At 40.0% G+C, this 24,734-nt stretch carries 23 protein-coding genes and 1 other annotated feature; of the genes, 1 reads left to right on the top strand and 22 read right to left on the bottom strand.

Translation table 11 applies throughout. The features are described 5' to 3' along the window. Positions 1 to 29 precede the first annotated feature (29 nt). A complete protein-coding gene (locus F7984_RS06515; RefSeq protein WP_140461251.1) occupies positions 30 to 1,733 on the top strand; it encodes an Rqc2 family fibronectin-binding protein in 1,704 nt (567 codons plus the stop codon). Positions 1,734 to 2,080: 347 nt separating this feature from the next. Here F7984_RS06515 and F7984_RS06510 read toward each other — a convergent pair whose 3' ends face one another. From F7984_RS06510 to F7984_RS06405, 22 genes are all read right to left on the bottom strand, one after another. Beyond that, positions 2,081 to 2,827 carry an SDR family NAD(P)-dependent oxidoreductase gene (locus F7984_RS06510; protein ID WP_140461250.1) on the bottom strand — a complete coding sequence of 249 codons (747 nt, stop codon included), beginning with the start codon at positions 2,825 to 2,827 and terminating at the stop codon, positions 2,081 to 2,083. 138 nt (positions 2,828 to 2,965) lie between these two features. Beyond that, entirely contained in the window at positions 2,966 to 3,802 is an 837-nt protein-coding gene (locus F7984_RS06505; RefSeq protein ID WP_140461249.1) for an Fpg/Nei family DNA glycosylase, read from the bottom strand. A 255-nt stretch (positions 3,803 to 4,057) separates the two neighbouring features. Next, complete coding sequence (gene pyrE / locus F7984_RS06500) at positions 4,058 to 4,687, bottom strand: orotate phosphoribosyltransferase (protein WP_140461248.1); 630 nt, start codon at positions 4,685 to 4,687, stop codon at positions 4,058 to 4,060. Beyond that, positions 4,684 to 5,397 carry an orotidine-5'-phosphate decarboxylase gene (gene pyrF / locus F7984_RS06495; RefSeq protein WP_140461247.1) on the bottom strand — a complete coding sequence of 238 codons (714 nt, stop codon included), beginning with the start codon at positions 5,395 to 5,397 and terminating at the stop codon, positions 4,684 to 4,686. Before pyrF ends, pyrE begins: the two co-directional genes overlap by 4 nt. Beyond that, positions 5,369 to 6,313 carry a dihydroorotate dehydrogenase gene (locus F7984_RS06490; RefSeq protein ID WP_140461246.1) on the bottom strand — a complete coding sequence of 315 codons (945 nt, stop codon included), beginning with the start codon at positions 6,311 to 6,313 and terminating at the stop codon, positions 5,369 to 5,371. The genes pyrF and F7984_RS06490 overlap by 29 nt, the downstream gene beginning before the upstream one ends. Then, positions 6,310 to 7,071 carry a dihydroorotate dehydrogenase electron transfer subunit gene (locus F7984_RS06485; protein ID WP_140461245.1) on the bottom strand — a complete coding sequence of 254 codons (762 nt, stop codon included), beginning with the start codon at positions 7,069 to 7,071 and terminating at the stop codon, positions 6,310 to 6,312. The genes F7984_RS06490 and F7984_RS06485 overlap by 4 nt, the downstream gene beginning before the upstream one ends. Further along, the gene (carB, locus tag F7984_RS06480; protein ID WP_140461244.1) at positions 7,068 to 10,280 is read right to left on the bottom strand and encodes a carbamoyl-phosphate synthase large subunit; all 3,213 of its coding nucleotides are present in this window, start codon (positions 10,278 to 10,280) and stop codon (positions 7,068 to 7,070) included. Before carB ends, F7984_RS06485 begins: the two co-directional genes overlap by 4 nt. Beyond that, complete coding sequence (locus tag F7984_RS06475) at positions 10,277 to 11,365, bottom strand: carbamoyl phosphate synthase small subunit (protein WP_140461243.1); 1,089 nt, start codon at positions 11,363 to 11,365, stop codon at positions 10,277 to 10,279. Before F7984_RS06475 ends, carB begins: the two co-directional genes overlap by 4 nt. Beyond that, a complete protein-coding gene (locus tag F7984_RS06470) occupies positions 11,362 to 12,648 on the bottom strand; it encodes a dihydroorotase (RefSeq protein WP_140461242.1) in 1,287 nt (428 codons plus the stop codon). Before F7984_RS06470 ends, F7984_RS06475 begins: the two co-directional genes overlap by 4 nt. After that, the gene (locus F7984_RS06465; RefSeq protein ID WP_066100647.1) at positions 12,611 to 13,549 is read right to left on the bottom strand and encodes an aspartate carbamoyltransferase catalytic subunit; all 939 of its coding nucleotides are present in this window, start codon (positions 13,547 to 13,549) and stop codon (positions 12,611 to 12,613) included. The genes F7984_RS06470 and F7984_RS06465 overlap by 38 nt, the downstream gene beginning before the upstream one ends. A gap of 149 nt (positions 13,550 to 13,698) precedes the next feature. Beyond that, complete coding sequence (uraA, locus tag F7984_RS06460) at positions 13,699 to 15,003, bottom strand: uracil permease (protein WP_140461241.1); 1,305 nt, start codon at positions 15,001 to 15,003, stop codon at positions 13,699 to 13,701. A 113-nt stretch (positions 15,004 to 15,116) separates the two neighbouring features. Further along, a complete protein-coding gene (gene pyrR, locus F7984_RS06455) occupies positions 15,117 to 15,656 on the bottom strand; it encodes a bifunctional pyr operon transcriptional regulator/uracil phosphoribosyltransferase PyrR (protein ID WP_140461240.1) in 540 nt (179 codons plus the stop codon). Between the two features lie 182 nt (positions 15,657 to 15,838). After that, positions 15,839 to 16,753 carry an RluA family pseudouridine synthase gene (locus F7984_RS06450; protein WP_066100655.1) on the bottom strand — a complete coding sequence of 305 codons (915 nt, stop codon included), beginning with the start codon at positions 16,751 to 16,753 and terminating at the stop codon, positions 15,839 to 15,841. Then, positions 16,746 to 17,219: a signal peptidase II gene (gene lspA, locus F7984_RS06445; protein ID WP_308810526.1), complete on the bottom strand. Its 474-nt coding sequence runs from the start codon at positions 17,217 to 17,219 to the stop codon at positions 16,746 to 16,748. The genes F7984_RS06450 and lspA overlap by 8 nt, the downstream gene beginning before the upstream one ends. Positions 17,220 to 17,493: 274 nt before the next feature. Then, positions 17,494 to 20,268 (bottom strand): isoleucine--tRNA ligase, encoded by a 2,775-nt coding sequence (gene ileS, locus F7984_RS06440; protein ID WP_066100661.1) that lies wholly within the window; start codon positions 20,266 to 20,268, stop codon positions 17,494 to 17,496. 69 nt (positions 20,269 to 20,337) lie between these two features. Next, positions 20,338 to 20,572 (bottom strand) — a binding site (T-box leader). A gap of 59 nt (positions 20,573 to 20,631) precedes the next feature. After that, a complete protein-coding gene (locus F7984_RS06435) occupies positions 20,632 to 21,144 on the bottom strand; it encodes a DivIVA domain-containing protein (protein WP_139891289.1) in 513 nt (170 codons plus the stop codon). Positions 21,145 to 21,230: 86 nt separating this feature from the next. Then, positions 21,231 to 22,004, bottom strand: coding sequence for a YlmH family RNA-binding protein (locus tag F7984_RS06430; RefSeq protein ID WP_139891290.1), 774 nt, complete (start codon positions 22,002 to 22,004; stop codon positions 21,231 to 21,233). A 59-nt stretch (positions 22,005 to 22,063) separates the two neighbouring features. After that, complete coding sequence (locus F7984_RS06425; RefSeq protein WP_139891291.1) at positions 22,064 to 22,324, bottom strand: YggT family protein; 261 nt, start codon at positions 22,322 to 22,324, stop codon at positions 22,064 to 22,066. Between the two features lie 7 nt (positions 22,325 to 22,331). Next, a complete protein-coding gene (locus F7984_RS06420; protein WP_066100673.1) occupies positions 22,332 to 22,775 on the bottom strand; it encodes a cell division protein SepF in 444 nt (147 codons plus the stop codon). A 16-nt stretch (positions 22,776 to 22,791) separates the two neighbouring features. Further along, entirely contained in the window at positions 22,792 to 23,466 is a 675-nt protein-coding gene (locus F7984_RS06415; RefSeq protein ID WP_140461239.1) for a YggS family pyridoxal phosphate-dependent enzyme, read from the bottom strand. 4 nt (positions 23,467 to 23,470) lie between these two features. After that, positions 23,471 to 24,319 (bottom strand): peptidoglycan editing factor PgeF, encoded by an 849-nt coding sequence (pgeF, locus tag F7984_RS06410; RefSeq protein WP_139891293.1) that lies wholly within the window; start codon positions 24,317 to 24,319, stop codon positions 23,471 to 23,473. A gap of 30 nt (positions 24,320 to 24,349) precedes the next feature. After that, complete coding sequence (locus F7984_RS06405) at positions 24,350 to 24,601, bottom strand: YlmC/YmxH family sporulation protein (RefSeq protein WP_139891294.1); 252 nt, start codon at positions 24,599 to 24,601, stop codon at positions 24,350 to 24,352. Positions 24,602 to 24,734: the final 133 nt, after the last annotated feature.

Raw genomic sequence — 24,734 nt, 5'->3', positions numbered from 1 at the left:
GAATACTTACTAAAGAAGGTGTCACATATATGTCCTTTGACGGTTTTTTTACAAGAGCAATGACCGAAGAATTATCAGAGACGTTAACTGGTGGACGAATAACAAAAATTCATCAGCCCTATAAAAATGAATTACTGCTAGTCATTCGCGCAGGCAGAACCAATCATAAGCTTCTGTTGTCTGCACATCCCAGCTATGCTCGTGTACAACTAACAGAAGAAAACACGGATAACCCTTCAGAAGCACCCATGTTTTGCATGCTGCTTCGTAAACATTTGGAAGGCTATTTTATAGAGAAAATCGAACAGCCTGAATTGGAAAGAATCATTAAATTTGAGATTAGAGGGCGCAATGAAATCGGCGACATAACTCAAAAATTATTAATCATAGAGATAATGGGCAAACACAGCAATATTATTCTTGTTGATAAAGAAAGAAATATGATCATAGACTGTATCAAGCATGTACCGCCTGCTTTAAACAGCTACAGGACATTATTGCCAGGTCATTCCTACGTTTTGCCGCCAGCTCAGAATAAAATCAATCCGCTATCAGATATAGATAAAGGCTTGACACATATTGATTATTTTGCTGGCAAAATTGATAAACAATTGGTCACACAGTTTGCTGGTATCTCTCCTCTTCTTGCGAAAGAAATAACATACAGGGCTGGACTCGTAAACAGGGAGACCGTTCCAGAGAGCTTCAATATAATAATGGAGCAATTAAAATCACATAATTATCAGCCAACATTGGTTACAGGTGATAAGGAAGCTTTTTACCTCATCCCCCTTCAGCATTTGAAAGGTGATAAGAAGGAATTCCCTTCGCTAAGCTTATTGTTAGATCGCTTTTATTATCAAAAAGCGGATCGGGATCGCGTCAAGCAGCAAGCGCATGACCTGGAGAGAATTCTCTCAAATGAAAAAGAAAAAAATGAAAAGAAACTAATAAAATTAGAAGAGACTCTGCAGGATTCAGAGAAGGCAGAAATATTCAAGAAATACGGGGAACTGATAACCGGTCATATTTACGCTTTGAACAAAGGAATGAAGAGTGCTGAAGTAATTGATTATTATGATGAAAATCAACCTACTCTTTTGATTGAGCTCGATGTCCGAAAAACCCCTTCTGAAAATGCTCAATGGTATTTTTCTAAATACCAAAAGGCAAAGAACGCCAAATCCTTTGTAATCGATCAAATCGAAAAAACAAATGAGGAAATTCAATATCTCGATAATTTAATCCACCAAATGAACACTGCCTCACCAAGAGATTTGCAGGAAATCCGTGAAGAGCTTGAAGAAGGCGGATATGTGAAAAAAAGATATACCAAAAAGCAAGGTAAGAAAAAAGATTTAAAACCTGTCCTTGATTCCTATTTGTCCAGTGATGGCATTGAAATTTTGGTAGGTAAAAACAATAAGCAGAATGAATATTTAACCAATCGCCTAGCGGCTAAAAATCAGCTTTGGTTCCATACAAAGGATATTCCGGGATCCCATGTTGTCATCCGCGATGCAAACCCTACCGAACAAACGATAAAAGAAGCCGCCATTCTGGCTGCCTATTTCAGTAAAGCCAGGCAGTCGAGCCAAGTTCCGGTAGACTCTACACTAATCAGGCATGTCAAAAAAACAGCCGGCTCAAAACCGGGCTTTGTAACCTATGATAATCAAACAACCTACTATGTTACCCCGGATGAAGAAGTGGTTTTATCCTTAAAAGCATAGATAAACGCAGCGGTTTTAATTTTCCGCTGCGTTTTTATTATATTATTATTCTTTTGTTATTACTCTAAATAGGAAATAAGATACTTCATCATTGCTGAGTGTCCAGGGCGTTCGTATCCCAACAAAAAAATCAGTTCCCGCTCGCTGCATATTACGAACAGTATCAAAGTATATCCACAGTTATATTAACCTGTTTTGTTATCTTCTTAAATTTCCTCCTTATACACACTTGCTAAAGTGGGGGGAGAAAAAGACTGCCAATAAAAAATATCAGGGATCTTCCCTGATATTTTTTTGAGCCTCTGAAGACGGCCAGTCGGTTGATTTTCACCTATCGCCCGATTGAGCTATCTAGCTAATAGTCCCCCATCCACGACATACTCCGCTCCCGTTATATAGGAGGCGTCGTCCGAGGCTAAAAACAAGACTGGTTTAGAGATTTCTTGTGGGTCTGATAATCGTCCTATCGGAGCTGTAGCATACATATCCAGTTGTTCTTGTGTATAGGTTTCTTTTAGCAGCGGGGTTAATACACCTCCTGGACATATCACATTGATTCGAATATTCTTGTCGGCGTATTCTACGGCTGCTGCTTTCGTCAACCCGTTCACTGCATGTTTGGCTGCCGTATACGCCACATTGGGGGTTCCATTGACATGTCTTAATCCTGCGGTAGATGATATATTCACAATGGAGCCTCCACCCGCCTCGATCATATGCGGAATTAACGCTTTCATCCCATAGAAGGTTCCATGTTGGTCTATACTTATGATTTTGAGGTAGTCTTCATCTGCCAAATCGGTCAGCGAAGACACAGGACCAGCATATCCAGCATTATTCACCAAAACCGTCACAGGTCCAAAGGCTTCAACCGCTTGGTTTATGACATGTTTCCAATCGTCTGGATTGGTTACATCGTGTTTCACAAATAGTGTGTTCTCCCCGAGCTCTTTCGATAACGTCCTTCCCTCCGCTTCGAGTACATCCGTAATCACCACTTTAGCTCCTTCTTTGACAAACTCTCTAACGTGTTCAGAACCCATTCCTCGTGATGCACCCGTGATAATTGCCACTTTTCCATCCAGTCTCCCCATGCTCTTTTCCTCCTTTTTATTCACATTCACACTCATATTTTTACCCAATTTTTGGTATTTGCAAGCATCTTTTAGTGGGATTGTCTAACTAAAACTGATGTTTCCTGGATGAACAAAATCAAAAAAAGACAGAATATTTCATTCCGTCTTTGACAACCTCTGACACGCAGGACAAAAGTACGAGGTGGTGCTTCCTGTTTTGATCGATTGAATGGTCTCCCCGCATCTAGGGCAAGGTTCCCCTTTTTTATACGCTATCTGAAAATCACTCGTCGAGTACCCACCGTTGTGTCCATAAAAATCCTTTTCAAGAGAAAAACTCCCCTTGGATAAAGAATGGTGCAATTGTTCCTGCATGCTGTCATAGAGGTTTTTGACCTCTTCTTCCGATAGGTCGGATACTTTCTTCTGAGGATGAATTCCGCTTTCAAACAAGATATCGTGAATATACATATTGCCGATTCCGCCAACGTTTTTTTGATTCAACAAGAAGGATTTAATTCCCGCTTTTTTTCCGTTAACCAACCGTCTGATATAGTCATAGGTAAATTCCTCATCGAATGGAGTGAAGGCAATATCTTTGATTGATTTTTCTTCTTTGATTTCTTGTTCATTGGCGATATACACTTTTCCAAACCACCAAAATCGGATGGAAAACCCTGTCCCATCTTGAAATTGGATAAGGAATTGATATTTTTCCTGAACGGGATTGGATGAAATGTGTTCAAAGTAAAGCAAATCTCCTCCCATCCCGAGCGAAATTAACATGTTTTCTCCATTCGATAGGGAAACGATGATCCCTTTCCCTTTATTTTGAACCGCTTTAACCGTTGATCCTATTACTCGTGATGAAAATACCAACCCCGAAACATTGCAGCACTTTTCCTGCTTTATTTCCACCCGTTCAATTTGTTTACCCGTGAGAGAGTCATTCATCTGGGTGCTTAATTGATAGATTTCGGGTAACTCTGCCATTCTCCATTCCTCCTTTTATGCCAGTTTACCTTATCCGGAGACTATTACGAGAGCCGAATGAACAAAAAGACTGAATGAAACCACTCAGTCTTTTTCCTTATGATATTTCTTGTTGGCGGCTCGCGGTATACTCTCCCTCTAATTCTAGCATTCGCTCAATCAGATCACCTATAATCAACATAACGTTTAACAGACATAAACAAAAAGGGGAAACTCAAACAAATTCAAATCATTTCTCGCTGACTCTTTATGTATTTAGTTGACCCAACTCTCATCATAAGGATTTTGCTTCCATTTACGGAGCTTATTCAGCTCCTCCTTTGTCACGTATTGGTGTTCTTCCGCAACTTCAATAAGAGTAGAATAATCGCTTAAGGAATAGTATGGAATCTCAATATCAGCAAATGCACTAGTTGCTTTATCCATTTCATATGTAAAGATTGATACAACCCCTAGTACATCACAGCCGGCTTCACGCAATGCCTTGGCACATGTGATTGAGCTTCCTCCCGTTGAGATCAAATCCTCCACGATGACCACTTTATCGCTTTTTTCCGCTTTCCCCTCAATTTGATTTCCTTTTCCATGCCCTTTTGCACTGGAACGTACATAAATCATCGGGAAATCCAGTTGTTCACTTACCCAGGCAGCATGCGGTATACCTGCTGTAGCTGTTCCTGCAATAATCTCTGCTTCAGGAAATTTTTCTTTTATTAATTGAGCCAGACCTTTCGCTATATCCTTCCGTACTTCCGGATAAGACATCGTTAATCGATTATCACAATAAATGGGAGATTTGATCCCAGATGACCAGGTAAAAGGATGGCTTGGCTGTAAGGCAACGGCTTGAATAGATAATAAACGCTCTGCTATTTTTCTTTTCATATCGGTCTCTCCCATTCTTCAACAATCTTATAATAGGCCTCTATTGGATTCTCTGCCTTTGTAATACTTCTACCCACAACGATATAATCACTTCCCTGCACACTAGCCATAAATGGTGTAGCCACTCTTTGTTGGTCTTCTGCTGTATCACTAGCCAGACGAATTCCAGGAGTAACGGTTATAAAATTTCGGCCAACCTGATTTTTAATTTGCTGGACTTCATGTACGGAACAAACCACTCCATCAAGGTCTGATTCTTTTGCTAATTGACTATAATGAATGACACTTTCAGCCAGGGTTGACTGAATGAATTGCTCTCTTTGCATCTGCTCTTCACTTGTACTCGTCAATTGAGTAACTGCTATACATAGCGGTCTTTTTTCTCCAGGAGGAGTACCCTTTTCAAGACCTTCAAGTGCATATTCCATCATCTTTCTTCCGCCTGCTGCATGAACATTAACCATATCGACTCCCAGTCTTGCCACTGTTTCCATTGCTTTCCCAACCGTATTGGGAATATCGTGCAATTTTAAGTCCAGAAAAATGTCATGTCCCAATTCTTTAATTGCCGTAATGATAGAAGGACCTTCCCCGTAATAAAGCTCCATACCTACTTTAACAGCCAGTTTTTCCTCATTAAATTTATGTAAAAAACGCAAGGTAAGCTCTCTATTAGGAAAATCAAGCGCGATAACCGGTGTACTGCGCATTCTTATTCCAACTCCTTCCTATACATTCAGATATATGATCAAACCCGAGTGATAAAATAAGATCTGGCAGAGCGTCAATAATCTCTGGCATTACAAACGGATTAATGAAGTTTGCTGTTCCAACCGCAACCGCACTCGCACCTGCATATAGGAATTCAATTACATCCTCTGCTGTTTCAATGCCGCCCATGCCAATGATAGGAATCGAAACCTGTGAGCTAACATCATGAATCATTCGAATCGCAACCGGCTTAATAGCCGGCCCTGATAAACCGCCTGTCCGATTCGCTAAAATCGGCTGGGCTGTTTTGAGATTAATACGCATTCCTATTAGTGTATTAATCATCGTCAGTCCATCAGCACCGCCTTCTTCGACTGCCTTCGCAATGGAAACTATATCGCTGACATTCGGAGACAATTTAACGTAGACTGGCACTGAAGATACTTCTTTTACCGCTTTAGTTAATTCTTTAGCCACAGACGGATCGGTACCAAATTGAATACCGCCGCATTTTACATTCGGACAGGAAATATTTAGTTCAAGAGCATGCACATTCGGAGCTGTACTTATCCGTTTCGCCGTCTCCACGTAATCCTCCATCAAGGTTCCTGCCACATTAGCAATAATCGGTACATCGTACGTATCAAGCCATGGAAGTTCCTCATTCATCACATGCTCCAAGCCAGGGTTTTGAAGTCCAATAGCATTTAGCATCCCTGCATTTGTTTCCGCTACTCTTGGGGTCGGATTTCCAAAACGCGGTTCAAGAGTCGTTGATTTAATGATGACGGCACCCAACTTGCCGAGATCATAGAACTGGCTGTATTCCCTGCCAAACCCGAAACAACCAGATGCCGGCATAATCGGATTTTTTAAGGCTAATCCAGGCAGCTGCATACGTAATTGATTATTCATATGACCACCTCCTCTGAACGAAATACCGGGCCATCCGTACATATCTTCCGGTAACCATTTTCCGGGGTACGGCACACACAGGCAAAGCAGGCTCCTATTCCGCAGCCCATTCTCTCTTCAAGCGAAATAAACACCTTTTTCCCTTCATATTTATCCTTAACGGCCTTTAGCATCGGTGTTGGTCCACATGCATAAACCACATCAATGTCCAACGGAGCTGAAGCATTTGTTACATATCCTTTTATTCCGTACGTCCCGTCTTCAGTTGTGACAATGGTCTCCCCGAGCTCAGCAAATTCGTTCTCATAAAAAATATCAGCTTTGGTACGGAGACCAAAAATATGAATGACAGATACACCTTTTGCCGTTAAATCTCTTGATAGCTGTAATAAAGGTGGTATTCCAATTCCTCCGCCAATCAAAAGTGCTTTTCCTCCCGGGTTCACTTCCTCAATCGTAAACCCATTGCCAAGCGGACCAAGCACATCGACTTTTTCCCCCGGCTTTTTTTCAGAAAGAATGCTGGTTCCCTTTCCTTCCGCTCTGTAAACGATTGTAAAACGAGATTGCTCAGGGTCAATCTGACATATGCTGATTGGCCTGCGCAGCAAAGGACCTATCCCATCCGATACTTTGATATGTACAAATTGTCCGGGCATTGTCATGGAGGAGACAAGCGTCCCCTCCATAGTCATTTCAAATATTTTCGGTGCAATCATTCGATGGCTGACGACTGTCATCATCTCTTTTTGAATCATAAGCTGATTGCCTCCTTGGCTGTTTGCATATGGTTCATTTTAGTTGTCGAAAACGTTAGCGATTCCAGTACTGTTAAAATGGCATTGGCCGTATCCAAGGAAGTCATGCAAGGAATCCCATTTTCAACCGACTCACGACGAATTCTAAAGCCATCACGTTCAGGCTGTTTTCCCTTGGTTAACGTATTAATAACCAGCTGTGCTTTGCCATTATGAATCATATCCAATAAGTTCGGCTCTTCACTGCCAATTTTTCCAACAATTCGACATGGAATATTCGCTTGATCTAACGCTTGAGCCGTTCCCTCTGTAGCAATGATTTGATAGCCGATTTCATTGAAACGTTCCGCAAGTAAAACGGCCTCTTCTTTGTCTTTATCCGCAACAGTCAAGAGGACAGTTCCATATTGCTTTATCTGAATTCCTGATGCAATTAACCCTTTATACAAAGCCTTTTGTAATGTATCGTCTTTTCCCAGCACTTCACCTGTTGACTTCATTTCTGGTCCGAGCGTAATTTCAACCTGGCGTAGCTTCGCGAATGAAAATACCGGTACTTTTACGTAAACACCCGTCTTTTCAGATACAAGACCATTTTCGAAACCATAATCTTTAAGCTTTTGTCCCAAAATGACCTTAGTAGCCAAGTTTGCCATTGGAACATTAGTGATCTTGCTTAAGAACGGCACAGTCCTGCTTGAACGGGGATTAACTTCAATTACATACACTTCATTATTGGAGACTACATATTGGATATTAAACAAGCCAATGATATTTAAACCCTTTGCCAGTTTAATCGTATAATCTATGATTTTTTCTTTCATACTCTCTGATAGATTCTGTGGAGGGTAGACTGCTATAGAATCGCCGGAATGGACGCCAGCCCGTTCAATATGCTCCATGATTCCCGGAATAACAACTGTTTCACCATCAGAAATCGCATCCACTTCAATTTCTTTCCCTGTTAAATAACGATCGATTAATACAGGATGCTTCGGATTTATCTTTACGGCATTTTCCATATAATGCAGTAAATCCTCCTGATCATCCACGATCTCCATTGCCCTTCCACCGAGAACATAGGACGGCCTTACCAAAATAGGGTATCCAATCTCATCAGCCACTTCGACTGCTTCCTCCACTGACAAGGCTGTTTTCCCTTTAGGCTGCGGGATATTCAGTTCCGTTAAAGCTTGCTCAAACATATCGCGATTTTCAGATCGATCTACATCCTCTAAAGACGTTCCCAGTATCTTAACTCCTCTTTCTACAAGGGCTGAGGCAAGATTAATGGCAGTCTGGCCGCCAAATTGTACAATAACCCCTTCTGGTTTTTCTAAATCTATGACATTCATCACATCTTCAATCGTTAAGGGCTCAAAATATAATTTGTCTGATATGCTAAAATCAGTTGAGACCGTTTCCGGATTGCTGTTTATAATAATCGCTTCATAGCCGGCCTCTTTAATCGCCCAGACAGAATGAACAGTTGCGTAATCAAATTCAACTCCCTGCCCGATTCGAATGGGTCCTGAACCAAGTACGACGACACTCCTCTTTGGTGTTATGATTGATTCATTCTCATCCTCATAAGTGGAGTAAAAATATGGTGTTTCAGATTCAAACTCCGCAGCACAGGTATCGACCATTTTAAATACCGGTTTAATTTGATTGTCCATGCGCCATTGATACACTTCCAATTCAGAGCTATTCCAAAGCTTTGCTAAGATATAATCAGAGAAACCAAGTTTTTTGGCTATTAATGTATATCCCGGATGGAAGGGGGCTTCTAATAGTTTAGCTTCCATCTCAACAATCTTTGCAAATTTATGCAGAAAGAATAAATCAATCCGAGACCATTCATGGATCAACTGAATCGTTAATCCGCGCTTCAGCCCTTCAGCAATATAAAATAGACGTTCATCTGTTGCTTTTTTAATTTGTTTTTCAATCTCTTCATCCATAATCATCTCAGCCTTGGGCAATTCAAAGTGTAAGATTCCAACCTCTAGGGAGCGAATTGCTTTTAATAGAGATTCCTCGAACGTTCTGCCAATTGCCATAACCTCACCAGTTGCTTTCATTTGCGTTCCGAGGGTTCTGTTCCCTTCCTCAAATTTATCAAATGGCCAGCGTGGTATTTTGGTTACGACATAATCAAGTGCCGGTTCAAAGCTCGCATATGTTTTTCCAGTTACGGGATTGATCATCTCATCAAGTGTCAAACCAACTGCAATTTTAGCTGCAAGCTTTGCAATGGGATAACCGGTTGCTTTAGAAGCAAGTGCAGACGAACGGCTCACCCTTGGGTTAACCTCGATAATGTAGTAATTGAAGCTATCTGGATCAAGAGCAAGCTGAACATTACAGCCTCCTTCAATTTTTAAAGAACGAATAATTTTCAACGACGCATTGCGCAATAATTGATATTCTCGATCACTCAATGTTTGGCTCGGTGCCACTACAATCGAATCTCCCGTATGTATTCCGACAGGATCGATATTTTCCATGTTACAAACCACGATTGCATTATCATTCGAATCTCTCATGACTTCATATTCAATTTCCTTGAACCCTGCAATACTTTTTTCCAGCAAGCATTGGGTGACAGGACTGCTCTTGAGACCACCGGCTACAATCTCGCGTAATTCCTCTTCGTTTGAACAGATTCCGCCGCCTGTCCCTCCAAGTGTATAAGCCGGTCGTACAATTACAGGGTATCCTACAGTCTGAACAAAAGCCTCGGCTTCTTCCAGATTATGAATAATTGCGCTGTCAGGAACCGGTTCATTCAATTCGTTCATTAAGGTTCGGAATAGATCACGGTCCTCAGCCTGCTCAATTGCCGATAGCTTTGTTCCCAGAATTTCAACACTGCATTCCTCGAGCACTCCAGAATTGGACAGTTCTACAGCCAGATTTAGTCCAGTTTGGCCTCCAAGTGTGGGCAATAAAGCATCAGGGCGTTCTTTACGGATGATTTTACTGACAAACTCTAACGTTAATGGCTCAATATAAACCGCATCTGCAATTTCCGTGTCTGTCATAATTGTAGCCGGGTTGGAATTTACCAGGACTACACGATACCCTTCTTCTTTTAATGCCAGACAAGCTTGTGTACCCGCATAATCAAATTCTGCTGCCTGGCCGATTACAATCGGTCCGGATCCAATAACCAGGATGGATTTAATATCTGTACGTTTACTCATTTTACTGCCTCCTTCAGTTTGGATCTCTCAATCATGCTAATGAATTGATCAAATAAATAATTTGCGTCCTCCGGGCCAGGCGATGATTCCGGGTGATATTGGACGGTGAAAGCATCGTAGTATTTATGTCTTAATCCCTCAATCGTTCCATCATTTAATGCAATATGCGTAACTTCCAAGTCTGTTTGTTCAATAGAGTCATATTTTACTGTGTATCCATGGTTTTGCGAGGTCAGTGCAATTTTACCTGTTTTTAAATCTTTAACTGGGTGATTGGAACCGCGATGCCCAAATTTCATTTTTTCAGTTTCAGCATTACATGCTAAAGCGAACAACTGGTGACCGAGACAAATACCGAACATTGGCACTTTTCCGATAATTTTTCTTATCATTTCAATCGCTTCCGGAACATTTTCAGGGTCTCCCGGTCCATTTGTCAGCATGATACCATCCGGACGCAGCGTCATAATTTCTTCAAAGGTAGTATTATAAGGAACAACGATTACATCACAGCCTCGATTATTTAATTCTCTTAATATTCCATGCTTCATTCCGAAATCCACCACGACTACTCGATAACCGCGTCCTGGACTGGGAAACGCTTTTTTTGTAGATACCTTTTGAACCTGATTACGAGGCAGCACAGTTGCTTTCACTTGGTGGAGCATCGTTTCAGCATCTTTAGTTATTGAACAAATTACACCTTTTACTGTACCTCTTTCACGAATCATTCTTGTCAATTTCCGAGTATCAATCCCTGCAATGCCAGGAATATTCTTTATTTTCATGTATTCATCAAGAGAAAAATCACTTCTCCAATTCGAAGGAAAATCAGCCACTTCTTTTACAATTAGGCCACTGAGACTCGGAGCGATTGACTCAAAATCATCCCTATTGATTCCATAGTTGCCGATTAAAGGATAAGTCATCGTAATAATTTGACCACAATAAGAAGGGTCAGATAAAATCTCCTGATAACCGGTCATCCCCGTATTAAATACAACCTCACCAATTTTATCGCTTTCTCCTCCAAATGCTTCACCAATAAAAATTGTTCCATCTTCTAAAATTAATTGTCTCTTCATTCAGTTAGACTTCCTTTCTGCCAAACTACTTTACCTTCCACAATCGTCATAACCGGCCATCCTTGACAGCTCAGGCCAGCAAATGGTGTGTTTTTTCCTTTGGAAAGAAAGGTTTGAGGATTAATTACTTGCTCTTCTTCTAAATCAATCAGAACTAGATCCGCTTGTCTTCCTTTTTCTATTTTTCCGTAGTTAAGTTTAAATGCTTGAGCTGGTTTTATCGTCAAGAAATCAATTAATTGTTTCAGGGTCATCGCTCCCTTTTTCACCAAATATGTATACAACAGCGGAAAAGCTGTTTCTAATCCAACTATGCCAAACGGTGCAAGCCTGATATGTTGTGATTTTTCTTCTTCTGAATGGGGGGCATGATCCGTAGCGATAAAATCAATCGTCCCGTCTAACAGGCCTTCTAGCAATGCTTTTTTGTCATCCTCACCTCTTAAAGGCGGATTCATTTTAAAATTAGGATCCAGCTCCTTAATGTCCATTTCGGACAGTAACAAATGATGGGGGGTTACCTCTGCTGTTACATGTATGCCTGCTTTCTTGGCATCACGAACCGTTCTTACAGACTCCTTCGTGCTTATGTGGCAAACATGATAATGGCACCCTGTTGTCTCGGCCAGTAATACATCCCTGGCAATATGGACCGCTTCACATACTGAAGGGATGCCGGGTAATTCATGTTCTCTCGAATAGATTCCTTCATGTACACATCCACTTTGAATTAACGAATTATCCTCACAATGAGCGACAATGGTCATATCCAGTTTTGCAGCTTTTTTCATAGCTTCAAGCATCATACCAGCTGACTGGATGCCGACTCCGTCATCTGTAAAGGCAAATGCTCCGGATTTTTTCAGAGATTCAAAATCAGTTAATTCCTTTCCGAGCTCCCTGACTGTAATTGATGCATAGGGCAATACCCTTGTGCTCGCCGTTTCTCTTATTCTATTATTTAACGAACGTAAATGTTCGGCTGTATCCGGAACGGGTCGTGTATTCGGCATAGCAGCTACAGTGGTAAATCCGCCTTTTGCTGCAGCCTGTGTACCTGTTTCAATCGTTTCTTTATGTTCTCCTCCCGGCTCTCTTAGGTGAACATGCAAATCGATAAAACCAGGTGCCAATAAAAATCCTTTAGCATGAATGATGTTTGCCTGCTGATTTTGCAATTCATCCTGGATATCGGAAATCACTCCGTTTTGAATTAAAATATCCTTTGTGACCTGTGTTCCATCCTCAAGATAAAATTGCGCACTTTTTATAATTGTATTCATGATTTGCCGCTCCTCCCCTTTGCTCGATACTATTTTTTAAAGCAGCCATTCTCACATATACTCCATTGGTCATTTGTTTAAATATTCGCGAACGTGCGCATTCAACTAAAGAATCATCAATTTCCACACCTCTGTTCACTGGCGCGGGATGCATAATTATACAATTACTCCTCAGCCGTCTCTCCCTTTCAATCGTCAAGCCATATCTGTTCAAATATTCTATTTTGCTCATTGGCATTTCCACTGAATGACGTTCATGCTGGATCCGGAGCAACATAACTACATCTGCGTTTTCGATAGCGTCATCAATTGGTTCATAGGCCACATTACTTCCCGGAGGATTCGCCCAAGTTTGTGGGCCTGAGAAAACAACCTTTGCGCCTAATCGGGTCAGTGTTTCCGCATTTGATCGCGCTACGCGGCTATGCCTGATATCTCCTATGATTGCCACTTTTAAACCTCGAAACGTTTGAAATTCCTGTTTAATGGTCATCAAGTCCAATAAACATTGTGTAGGATGATGCCCGCATCCATCACCAGCATTCATTATGGATAAATATACACCACTTTGTATTAAATTTGCAAAAAAATTATCTTCTGAATGACGAATTACTACGGTTTCCACTCCAATTGCTTCTAAAGTCTTCACTGTATCGGATAGGCTTTCGCCTTTTAATACACTTGATGTTTGCACTTCAAAAGGGATTACATCCAGCCCAAGCTTCCGCTGTGCCATTTCAAAGCTGATTTTAGTACGCGTGCTCGCTTCAAAAAATAAATTTGCTACAAAGTGTCTTTTTGCTGGCATCCACGTTTCCCCATTAGCAAATGCCTCAGCATCTAAAAGCAAGCCTGTAATTTCCTCAATCGACAAATCTGTCATCGTAAGTAAATGTTTCACAATCAACCAGCCTCCCATATTCTAAAAAAAACCCTAATTCGTTTTTTACGAATCAGGGTTTTAGTTTATTTAGTCGATTCATCCCAATATCGCATACTGGAATTGTCGTACTTAACCTAATCCCTGTATTTTACTTGTTGGATCTACTATCAACCCTGACTTTCGCTGGTTTCCTTACCGGGAAGTACAAGATTTAAGATGACACCTACAATGGCGGCTAATGCCATTCCTGAAATGGAGGCATGATCGGTGATTTTGAGCATTGCACCACCTACACCAATGATTAAAATGACAGAGGATATGACTAAGTTTCTATTTTTAGATAAATCGATTTTGCTGTCGATCAACATCCGTAAACCACTTGATGCTATGATACCGAACAGAAGAATGGATACCCCACCCATCACAGCTGATGGAATGGATTGAATAAGGGCTGAAATTTTTCCAATAAATCCGAACAGGATTGCAAAGACTGCCGCTCCGCCTATAACATACACACTGAATACCCGTGTAAGAGCCATAACACCTATATTTTCTCCATAGGTTGTATTCGGAGGACCACCAAGACAAGAGGCAATCATAATGGATACTCCATCTCCTAACAATGAGCGATGCAATCCTGGTTTCTCAACAAAATTACGTCCTGCGATTTTACTAATAACCAATTGATCACCTATATGTTCTGATATAGGGACGATGGCAATCGGAATCATAACCAGAATAATCTCCCAGCTTAACGTTGGCGTATAATCAACAAATGGCATCGTGAAGTTTGGAAGCTGGAACCAGGCTGCTTCTTTTACCGGAGTGAAATCTACAATTCCAAAGAAGAGGGCTGTAATATAACCACCAATAATACCGATTAATACTGGAATCAGTGAAAAAAAGTTTTTTAAGACTACACTGCATATGATCGTGATGACAAGTGTAATTAAGGCAACCGTAATATGTTTTGTGCTGTAAACAAGCACTTCTGCATTCGGATTTTCATACATGGCCATATTGACTGCTGTTGAGGCAAGACCAAGACCAATTACCATAATGACAGGACCAACTACTACAGGCGGTAAAAAATTTAGGATTGTTTTAGTGCCTAGTTTTTTAACTAATAAAGCAACGAGTGCATAAACAAGTCCAATCAAAAAGCCGCCTACTAAAGCAGAGCCAACACCACTGCTTTCATTTAGTAAAGTAATCGGATAGATAAAGGCAAAGGATGAACCGAGATAGGCTGGTATTTGCCCTTTGGTGATCAGGATGTAAACCAGTGTACCAATACCGCTTGTCAATAGGGCAATTCCCGGATCAAGGCCTGTTAGAATCGGCACAAGAATGGTTGAACCAAACATCGCAAATAAATGCTGCAGGCTTAATATAAACCATTGCTTCGGAGTTGGTTTTTCATTGACATCGTACCTTATATGAGGATTGTTTGCTATTTCTGTAGAAGTCATAATTATTGCCTCCCTGATGAAAGAATTGGTTTCGAAGGGAGATGATTATTTGCATAAGCAAATATCACTTGCTCCCCTTTTCAGCCTCACAGGACTGAATTAAAAAGGTTTATTTATTCAAAAATGGAGACTTGTTCACCGTCATCCATTTCTTTTAATTTGACGACAATCTTTTCATTTTTTGCAGTAGGTATATTCTTGCCTACATAATCAGCTCGGATTGGAAGCTCTCTGTGCCCTCTGTCGATCAGGACAGCTAATTGGATTTGAGCCGGTCTGCCGATATCTATAAGGGCATCCAGAGCCGCTCTCACTGTTCTTCCGGTATATAAAACATCATCAACCAGAATGACTTTTTTATCTTTCAAGCTAAATGGTATATCTGATCCATTTACCTGTGGATCCCCACTTTTTGTCTTTGTGCTTAAATCATCCCGGTACAAGGTAATATCCAGTTCACCAACAGGAATTTCCGCTCCTTCAATTTCATGAATTCTTTGTCCCAGACGTTTGGCTAGGAATATACCACGGGTACGAATACCGATCAACACACAATCACTAATACCCTTATTTTTCTCGATAATTTCATGAGAAATCCTTGTTAACGCTCTTGAGATTGCTTTTTCATCAAGCAATGTTGCTTTCTCTAACATATCATCGACCCTTTCCTAAAAATGAAAAAATCCTTTTGCCGCGTGGGCAAAAGGATATAATAAACCATAGAAAAAAGACATACTTCTTCCATTAGTTTTCACGTACCTTTTCAGCCTCACGGGACTGTATTTAAAGGACCCTATTCAGTTGTATCTATATTACTTTAGGATTGTTATCCTTGTCAACAGTCAATTCTTAAAGTTTCCAAATAATCGACAAAATATGCTGGTAATGGAGCTTCAAATTCCAAATATTCCTCTGTTCTAGGATGGACAAATCCCAGAACTGCTGCATGTAAAGCCTGTCCATTTAAATCAGGAGTTTTTCTTGGTCCATACTTAGGGTCACCAGCAAGAGGATAACCAATATATTTCATATGGACACGAATTTGATGAGTGCGTCCTGTTTCAAGCTGACATTCAATAAAAGTAAAGTCTTTAAATCTTTCCAGTACATGAAAATGTGTAACTGCATGCCTAGAATTATCGTCTGTTACTGTCATGCTTTGACGATCTCGTTTATCACGGCCTATCGGCGCATCTACCGTTCCTGCATCATGTGGAATGATACCGTGGACAAGTGCCTTATACTTCCGGGTAACTGTTTTTTCAGTTAATTGCTTTACAAGTCTCTCATGCGCATAATCATTTTTAGCGACCATGAGCAATCCTGAAGTATCCTTATCGATACGATGGACGATACCTGGACGCATCACACCATTGATTCCTGATAAATCCTTGCAATGGTACATTAAAGCATTTACAAGTGTACCTGATCCATGTCCTGCTGCCGGATGTACAACCATGCCTTTTGGTTTATTGACAACAATGACATCCGCATCCTCATAATAAATATCAAGAGGAATGTTCTCAGCTACAACATCAAGTTCCTCTGGCTCTGATGGTGTGATTTCAATAGAGTCACCAGGCTGACATTTATAATTTGCCTTTATCTGTTTGTCATTCACCAGAATATTCCCTTCTTTTATCCACTGCTGGACTTGAGAACGTGACCATTCTTCATTTAAAACGGAAAGGACTTTATCAAGCCTTTCACCTTTTTGTTCTTCTGTTACTATCAGTCTTTGACTATCCATTCTTTAGCTCCTTAGCTCTTTTTTCCTCCATAAACATAGCAATCACCAATAATCCAACTCCTATACAAAGAGCAGAATCTGCCACATTAAAGACAGGAAAACTGTATGAGAATATATACGTATGCACAAAATCAACCACTTCATTGCGGAAAATCCGATCAATAAAATTACCAATCGCTCCTCCAAGAATAAGTCCAAGGGATATCCCCGTCAACTTATCGGTACTGAATTTTCTTATGTAAAAGACAATTCCAATAATAACCACGGTTGTTACGATATAAAAAAACCACATTTGTCCCTGAAGAATTCCCCAGGCTGCCCCTCGGTTTCTGTGAGAGGTAATGTATAGAAAGTTATCAATGATTGGTATACTTTCCCCTAAGGTCATATACTTAACGACCAACCATTTCGTAAATTGGTCAATCATGATAATGAGCAACGCAATCAAATAATACATATATAACATAAGCTTGCCCCCTGCCTGCTTAAAATGTACATACTGCCTAACAAATTGTAGCATATCTATCTAACAAATGTTTTAAAACTTTAACAAAAATACAGGCCCTTTCGAATAGATGAAAGGGCCTATAGAAGGAATAGCATCCCAGTATTTTGGAGCAGGTCGGTCTATCACCTCTACTGCCCACACATAAAAGCTCTTCAAATGAGAGTGTACCTCACTTTTCACTGATTGCATAAGCACTCAGGAAATCGGCTCTCTATCATTTTAAAATACTCGATTATCCGAGTTCTGGATATTCGTTAACTACCACTGTGGAGCAGCGTTCACATAAAGTTGGGTGTTTTTCAATTGTACCAACCTCTTCACTGATATTCCAGCAACGTTCACAAGTTTCTCCATCTGCTTTTGTGACTAAAATTGCCGCATGCTCTAACTTAATAGCTTCTTCCGGTGCATCGTAAATGTATCCGGCAACTTCCACTGAAGAAACGATAAATAATTGTTCAAGGCTTTCTTCAATGCTTTCAAGCAAATCTTTTGTTTCTTCACTTACATACAATGCTACTTTCGCATTTAATGATTTACCAATTACTTTTGAATTTCTTGCTTCTTCAAGCGCTTTAAGGACATCATCACGTAAATTCATGAACAAATCCCATTTCGCTTTAACAGCTGTACTATTTGGATAATTTTCAACCGACGGCATATCTGTTAATTGTACGCTCTCTGCATCAGCATCATCGATAAAAGTCCAAACTTCATCAGCTGTATGCGGCAGAATAGGAGCAATCAATTTAACTAGCTTCATAACGCATTCATGCAGTACAGTTTGAATTGCACGGCGGCCATCACTGTTTTCCGCATCGCAGTATAGAATATCCTTTGCATAATCCAGATAGAAGGAACTTAAATCCTGTGTACAGAAATTATTGATACCATTATAGATATCAGCAAATTCATAATTGTCATAGGATTGTTTTACCTGATCAACCAAATCATTTAACTTAATGAGCATATATTGGTCCACTTCACGAAGATTTTCGTAAGAAACAGCATCATGCTCTGCGTTAAATCCGCTCAGGTTTCCAAGCAGGAATCTGAATGTGTTACGAATTTTACGATATACTTCGGATACTTGTTTCAGAATATTATCAGAAACACGTACATCAGCCTGGTAATCGACACTCGCAACCCAAAGACGCAGAATATCTGCACCCATTTGATTAATAACTTTTAATGGGTCAATTGTGTTTCCTAGGGATTTACTCATTTTACGGCCTTCTCCATCAAGTGTAAATCCGTGGCTTAATACTTCCTTGTAAGGAGCTTTACCAGTAACAGCAACTGACGTGATCAAAGAGGAGTTAAACCATCCACGATATTGGTCTGAACCCTCAAGGTAAAGGTCAGCTGGTCTTCTCAAATCTTCTCTTGCTTCAAGAACTGATTGATGGGAGGAGCCAGAGTCAAACCATACGTCCATAATATCTGTTTCTTTCGTAAATAAGCCATTAGGGCTGCCTTCATGTGTAAAGCCTTCTGGGAGAAGATCTTTTGCGTCTTTCTCAAACCAAACAGTGGAACCGTATTGTCGGAATAAATCGGATACATGCTTAATCGTTTCATCCGTAATGATTGCTTCACCATTTTCTGCATAAAACACCGGAATCGGTACGCCCCATGCACGCTGACGGGAAATACACCAGTCTCCACGATCACGAATCATGTTAAATAATCTCGTTTCACCCCATGCAGGTACCCATTTAGTTTCTTTGATCTGCTGCAATAGGTCTTCACGGATATCATCAACTGAAGCAAACCATTGGTCAGTTGCACGGAAAATTGTTGGCTTTTTCGTTCTCCAATCATGCGGATAAGAGTGTGTAATGAAATCAAGTTTTAACAGAGCACCGACTTCCTCGAGTTTATCCGTGATTTCTTTGTTTGCTTTATCATAGAATAATCCTTCAAATCCAGGAGCATCAGAAGTCATATGGCCTTTTCCATCCACTGGGCAGAGTACTCCAAGATTATATTTCTGACCTACGATAAAGTCATCTTCACCATGTCCTGGCGCAGTATGAACACAACCTGTACCTGCATCAGTGGTTACATGCTCTCCTAAAATAACAAGTGAGTCACGGTCATACAATGGATGTTTAGTGACTACATATTCCAGTTCAGCACCTTTAACAGTCTTCTCAACTTCAGCATTCTCCCATCCAAGTGTTTCTTTAACGGAAGGCAATAATGTTTCAGCCACAATATATTTTGTACCATCCACATTCACAAGTACATAATCAAGGCGTGGGTGAACAGCAATTCCAAGGTTAGCTGGAATGGTCCAAGGTGTCGTTGTCCAAATAATGAACTTCGCTCCCTCTTCCACTACTCCTTTGCCGTCCTTCACATCAAATGCAACAAAGATAGATGCTGATTTCTTGTCGTGGTATTCGATTTCCGCTTCAGCTAGTGCAGATTCACTGGAAGGAGACCAATAAACCGGTTTTAATCCTTTATAGATATAGCCTTTTTTCGCCATATCACCGAAAACTTTGATTTGCTCAGCTTCATATTCAGGTTTCAGTGTGATGTATGGATTTTCCCAGTCTCCTCTTACACCTAAACGTTTAAATTGAGTGCGCTGCTGATCAATTTGTGTATAAGCATATTCCTCACAAAGTTTACGGAATTCAGCGATTGTCATTTCCTTACGATTTACTTTTTTGTTTTTAGTTAGAGCTGTTTCAATTGGTAAACCATGAGTATCCCAACCTGGTACATATGGCGCATTATAACCATTCATTGATTTAAAGCGAACAATAAAATCCTTTAAGATTTTATTCATTGCATGCCCGATATGAATGTTTCCATTCGCATAAGGAGGTCCGTCATGCAGCACAAATTTAGGAAGGTCCTTCGTGCGCTCCTGTACTAATTTGTAAATATTTTTTTCTTCCCAACCTGCTTGAACTTCCGGTTCTCTTTTTGGTAAATTCCCACGCATTGGAAATTCTGTTTTAGGCATCAATAATGTGTCTTTAAATTCCATTCCATTCACTCCTTAAACTTCGGTTAAACTATTTTCATAAATAAATACAAAAAAGCCTTTTCATCCCGGTAAAGGGACGAAAAGGCTATATTTCCGCGGTACCACCCTTTTAGAATATTGCCTGACAATATTCCTCTTGGTATTCGTAACGTGAATGACTCGCCGCTATTTACTGCCAGCCAAGCTGGGTTCAAAAGCAGACTCAGGGATGATCTTCCATCCAGATTCTTTTACCGGACTCCCACCTTCCCCGGCTCGCTACAAAAAGTATGATCTGATGTACTGTTCCCGTCTTCGTTTTAACATTTTTTGAATAGATTTGTTAAAATATTATATTCAATAACTTACGATAAAGTCAAGACCTTACATTTCTTCTTCATTCAGGTCGATATCAAATTCAGTGGCATCCACGTCATATTTAAGAAGTTTATCCCAATCTTCACTGTTTAATAAATCAAGCTGGGCTTCAACAAGCATTTTAAAACGCATTCTGAATACTTTAGATTGCTTTTTAAGGTCTTCAATTTCAATAGCAATTTTTCTTGCTTTAGATAATGCCTCATTGACAATTCGGTCAGCATTTTTTTCTGCTTCCTTCATAATCAATTTAGCCTCTTTTTGAGAATTTCGTTTGACATCTTCTCCGGCTTCCTGAGCAATGACGATTGATTTATTCAACGTTTCCTCAATGCTGGAGAAATGCTCAAGGCGTTGTTCCAACTCTTCCACTTTAGCTTCAAGATCTTTCTTATCTCGAAGGACCAACTCGTAATCTTTAATTATTTGGTCAAGAAACTCATTTACTTCATCTTCATCGTAACCGCGGAATCCTCTGCCGAATTCCTTGTTATGTATGTCTAGCGGTGATAATGGCATAGACTGCACCTCCGAATACTGATTCTTCTCTTAATTATTATACTATGCTTTCGACAGTAATGGTGATATTCCTTCTAAATTCCTGATTATTTTTGTATACCACACTTTATTTTCCATTTATCTTTCTTTGTTTTTCCTTCAATGGAAAATATCTTCATTCTTCCTATCCCACGAGTGGATAACACATCACTTTCTCTGATTTCATATGATGGATTATCGACTTGTTTCCAGTTTACCTTAACACGCCCCTGCTGTACGAGTGTTTGGCTCTTTTGCCTCGAAATATTGGCGATAGCCGACAATATCGTATCAATTCTCATGGAGGAAACTGTCACTTGGCATTCCTTCCATTGTTCCGTAACAGTCATAGCCTGATCAGCAGGTATTTCCTGAAACTTTACACCCGCATTGCCCATTTTAGATATATTCATCTCCAGATAGGATGCTACATCTTTTGCAACAACGAATTGTACTCGCTCGCCTTCAATCCATATATCACCAAATTTTTCTCTCTTTAAGCCAACAGACATTAACGTGCCAAGAATCTGCCTATGTTTCAGTGTCGTAAATTTTGCAGAATAAAATAATTCATAAATGGTCAGTTCGTAATCCTCGATTTGCGGTTCATAATAGTCCGGATAGAGGAGCGCTCTTTGCCGCTCGGCCGCTTCGCTTCCTCCAAAAAAGGAAACATGTACATCTCCATTTGTACCAATTAGCATCCTTACAATCTCTGATTCTCTGGGGTCAAGAAAATCTGTCAGTTTAGGGGCATATTGCTCCTGCACTTGATCAATCCATCCAAGCACCTGATCGATAAATTCTCTTTCTTCCTGACGAAAATGCTGATAAATATCCATTTACATCCTCCAGCTAAAATATAAAAGCTCCCTGTTTTGAAAGGGAGCTAACATTCTTCTTAAAAAATGCCTGCCAACGCGGAGATTCCTACTCGTGCCATATTTAACACAAGAATCGCTATAATTGGAGAAATATCAATCATGCCGAGCGAAGGTACAATTCTCCTGAATGGTTCCAAAAACGGCTCACATATGCGTGCTAAAAACATTCCAATTCCTGTATCCCTTGCATTTGGAAACCACGACATTAATATGTAAATAATTAAGGCCCAGGAATATATATCTACTGCTTTATAAAGTATATAAAAAAATATATCCATTATTTACTTACCACCTTATATCCTCCAGTTCATCTTCTTGAGCATATCCAGAGATGGAACCTGAAACATCAACATTATCAGGGGTACATAAGAATATATTTGACCCGATACGCTGAATATCCCCACCGATTGCATAGACTGTCCCACTTAAAAAGTCAACAATTCTTCTAGCCTGGTCTGGTGAAATCCTTTGTAAATTCACAACAACCCCACGGCGATTTTTTAAATGGTCGGCAATCTCCTGAGCATCTGCATACGCTCTTGGTTCCAGCAATACTAACTTAGAAGATTTCTGTATGCTTTGAAGACTCACTATATTTTGTTGTTTTTGCTGCTGATCATGTTTATTCACTTTTGCCGGAACTTTTTCTTCTTCAACATATTGTTCCTCATACTCATATTCTTCATCCTCGAGTGCAAAGAACGTTTTCATTTTTGATACGATTGACATCATTTACACCTCTCTTTTATTCATTCCCTACCAAGGCAGTTCCGATTCTAACCATGGTTGCACCCTCTTCAATGGCGATTTCATAGTCATTAGACATGCCCATTGAGAGTTCTGTGCATGGGGCATTGGGCAACTTCATATTTTGTATCACTACTTGCAATTCTTTGAGTTTACGGAAACAAGTACGTATTTCTTCTTCATCATCTGTGAAAGGAGCCATCGTCATAAGTCCCATTACCCTAATTTTTTCAAATTCAGCAAGCTGTTGTACAAACTCAATTGCAACCTGAGGCTGTATTCCATGTTTAGTATCTTCTCCGCTTACATTTATCTGAACAAAACAGTCAATCGGGCGCGTGGCTCTCTTTTCTATTTCTTCAGCCAATGATAAGCGATCAAGAGAATGTAGAACGTCCACACGATTTATGATCGTTTTTACCTTTCTCGTTTGAAGCGAACCGATAAAATGCCAAACTGGTCGTTCTTTTATACCCTCTTGCTTGGCTATTAATCCTTCCGAGCGGTTTTCACCAAAGTTTTTAATTCCGGCTTTATAGGCTTCTAGAGCACGTTTTGTTGAAACATATTTTGTAACAGCAATTATTTGTATATCTTGTGGATTACGACCTGCACGTTTTGCAGCACTCTCGATTTTTTCATGAATGATTTGCAGGTTTTCCGTCACTTCCAATATCCTACTCCTCCTTCCAGCCGATTAACCCCAACATTCGACCAGTTTTCCCCTCATCACGTCGGTGAGAAAAAAAGTAAGAATCATCACAACTTGTACAAAAACCAGTTGTCATAATATTCTCTGGTAAAATACCGGCTTTCTGAAGAATTAAAGCATTCGCCAGCTTTAAATCAAGCTGATATTGATTCTCCGTAATTTGATTATAAGCGGTTTTTGTCTGTTCTTCTAGTATAACCTCTAAATAGTTAATTACTTTTTTGTCGACCGTATAACAGTTTTGGCAAATAGATGGCCCTATTGCAGCATATATCTCTTCAGGCTGAACACCTTCATCCTGTCTCCAGATATCAATCATAGATGAACCTATGCCAGCAACCGTCCCCTTCCAGCCTGCATGTACAATCCCAATCAAATGATGGTTAGGCGCCATAAAATATACGGGTACACAATCTGCAAAACAAAGCGTCAATAATATTCCGCTTTCTTTTGTATATAAACCATCCGTTGCTTTTAATGCTGTTTTATAATCTATAGCACCAAGCCCGGCATGACTTTTGTCAATTTTCAAAATAGACGCTTCATGCGTCTGCTCAGCTCCAACCCATCTTTCAACAGGAAAATGGAGCTGGTCAGCTAGAATACGCCTGTTTTCTATTACTTTTCCATCTAAATCAAAGACGTGAAAAGCTGTATTCATCGACTGAAACGGAAAATCGCTGATGCCTCCGTTCTTCGTAGTAAATCCCGCCAATAAATTCGGATGCCAATCCTTCCAACCTTTTATCGACATAAATGATTCGGAAAACTGAACAAATGGTTCCAAGCTAATACCCCTCGATTTTTCTTTCATTTTATCACAATCCCGCATAATTTTCTTCTTCTAATCATTAAAACTTCCGTATCCCTTGTATTCCACAAGAATCACATCTTCTCCAATCATTTTAATTTTATACCACGGAATGACAGTGTCTTCCTCTTTATTTAAAAACGAAAGCATTTTACTGTTTGCTACCGTTATACTTTCTATTTTCCCAGTACTTAGATTAATTTCAATATCTTCAACATTTCCCAATCGTTTTCCGTCGAATGTATTTACGATATCTTTGACTTGTAACTCAGAAATTTTAATCATACTCTATCTCCTCCACTCGGGATCTGTAGTTACAGGCATTATATGAATGGAAAGAACAATAAAGAACTTCTCTCTGGAACGCCCTCCTATCCATCAAATCTTGAACGTTATAAGAAAAGGATTTAGTTTCTTT

It is taken from the genome of Pradoshia sp. D12 (assembly GCF_008935075.1).
Taxonomy (GTDB): Bacteria; Bacillota; Bacilli; order Bacillales; family Pradoshiaceae; genus Pradoshia.
This window is presented reverse-complemented; position numbering and strand designations above follow the sequence as displayed.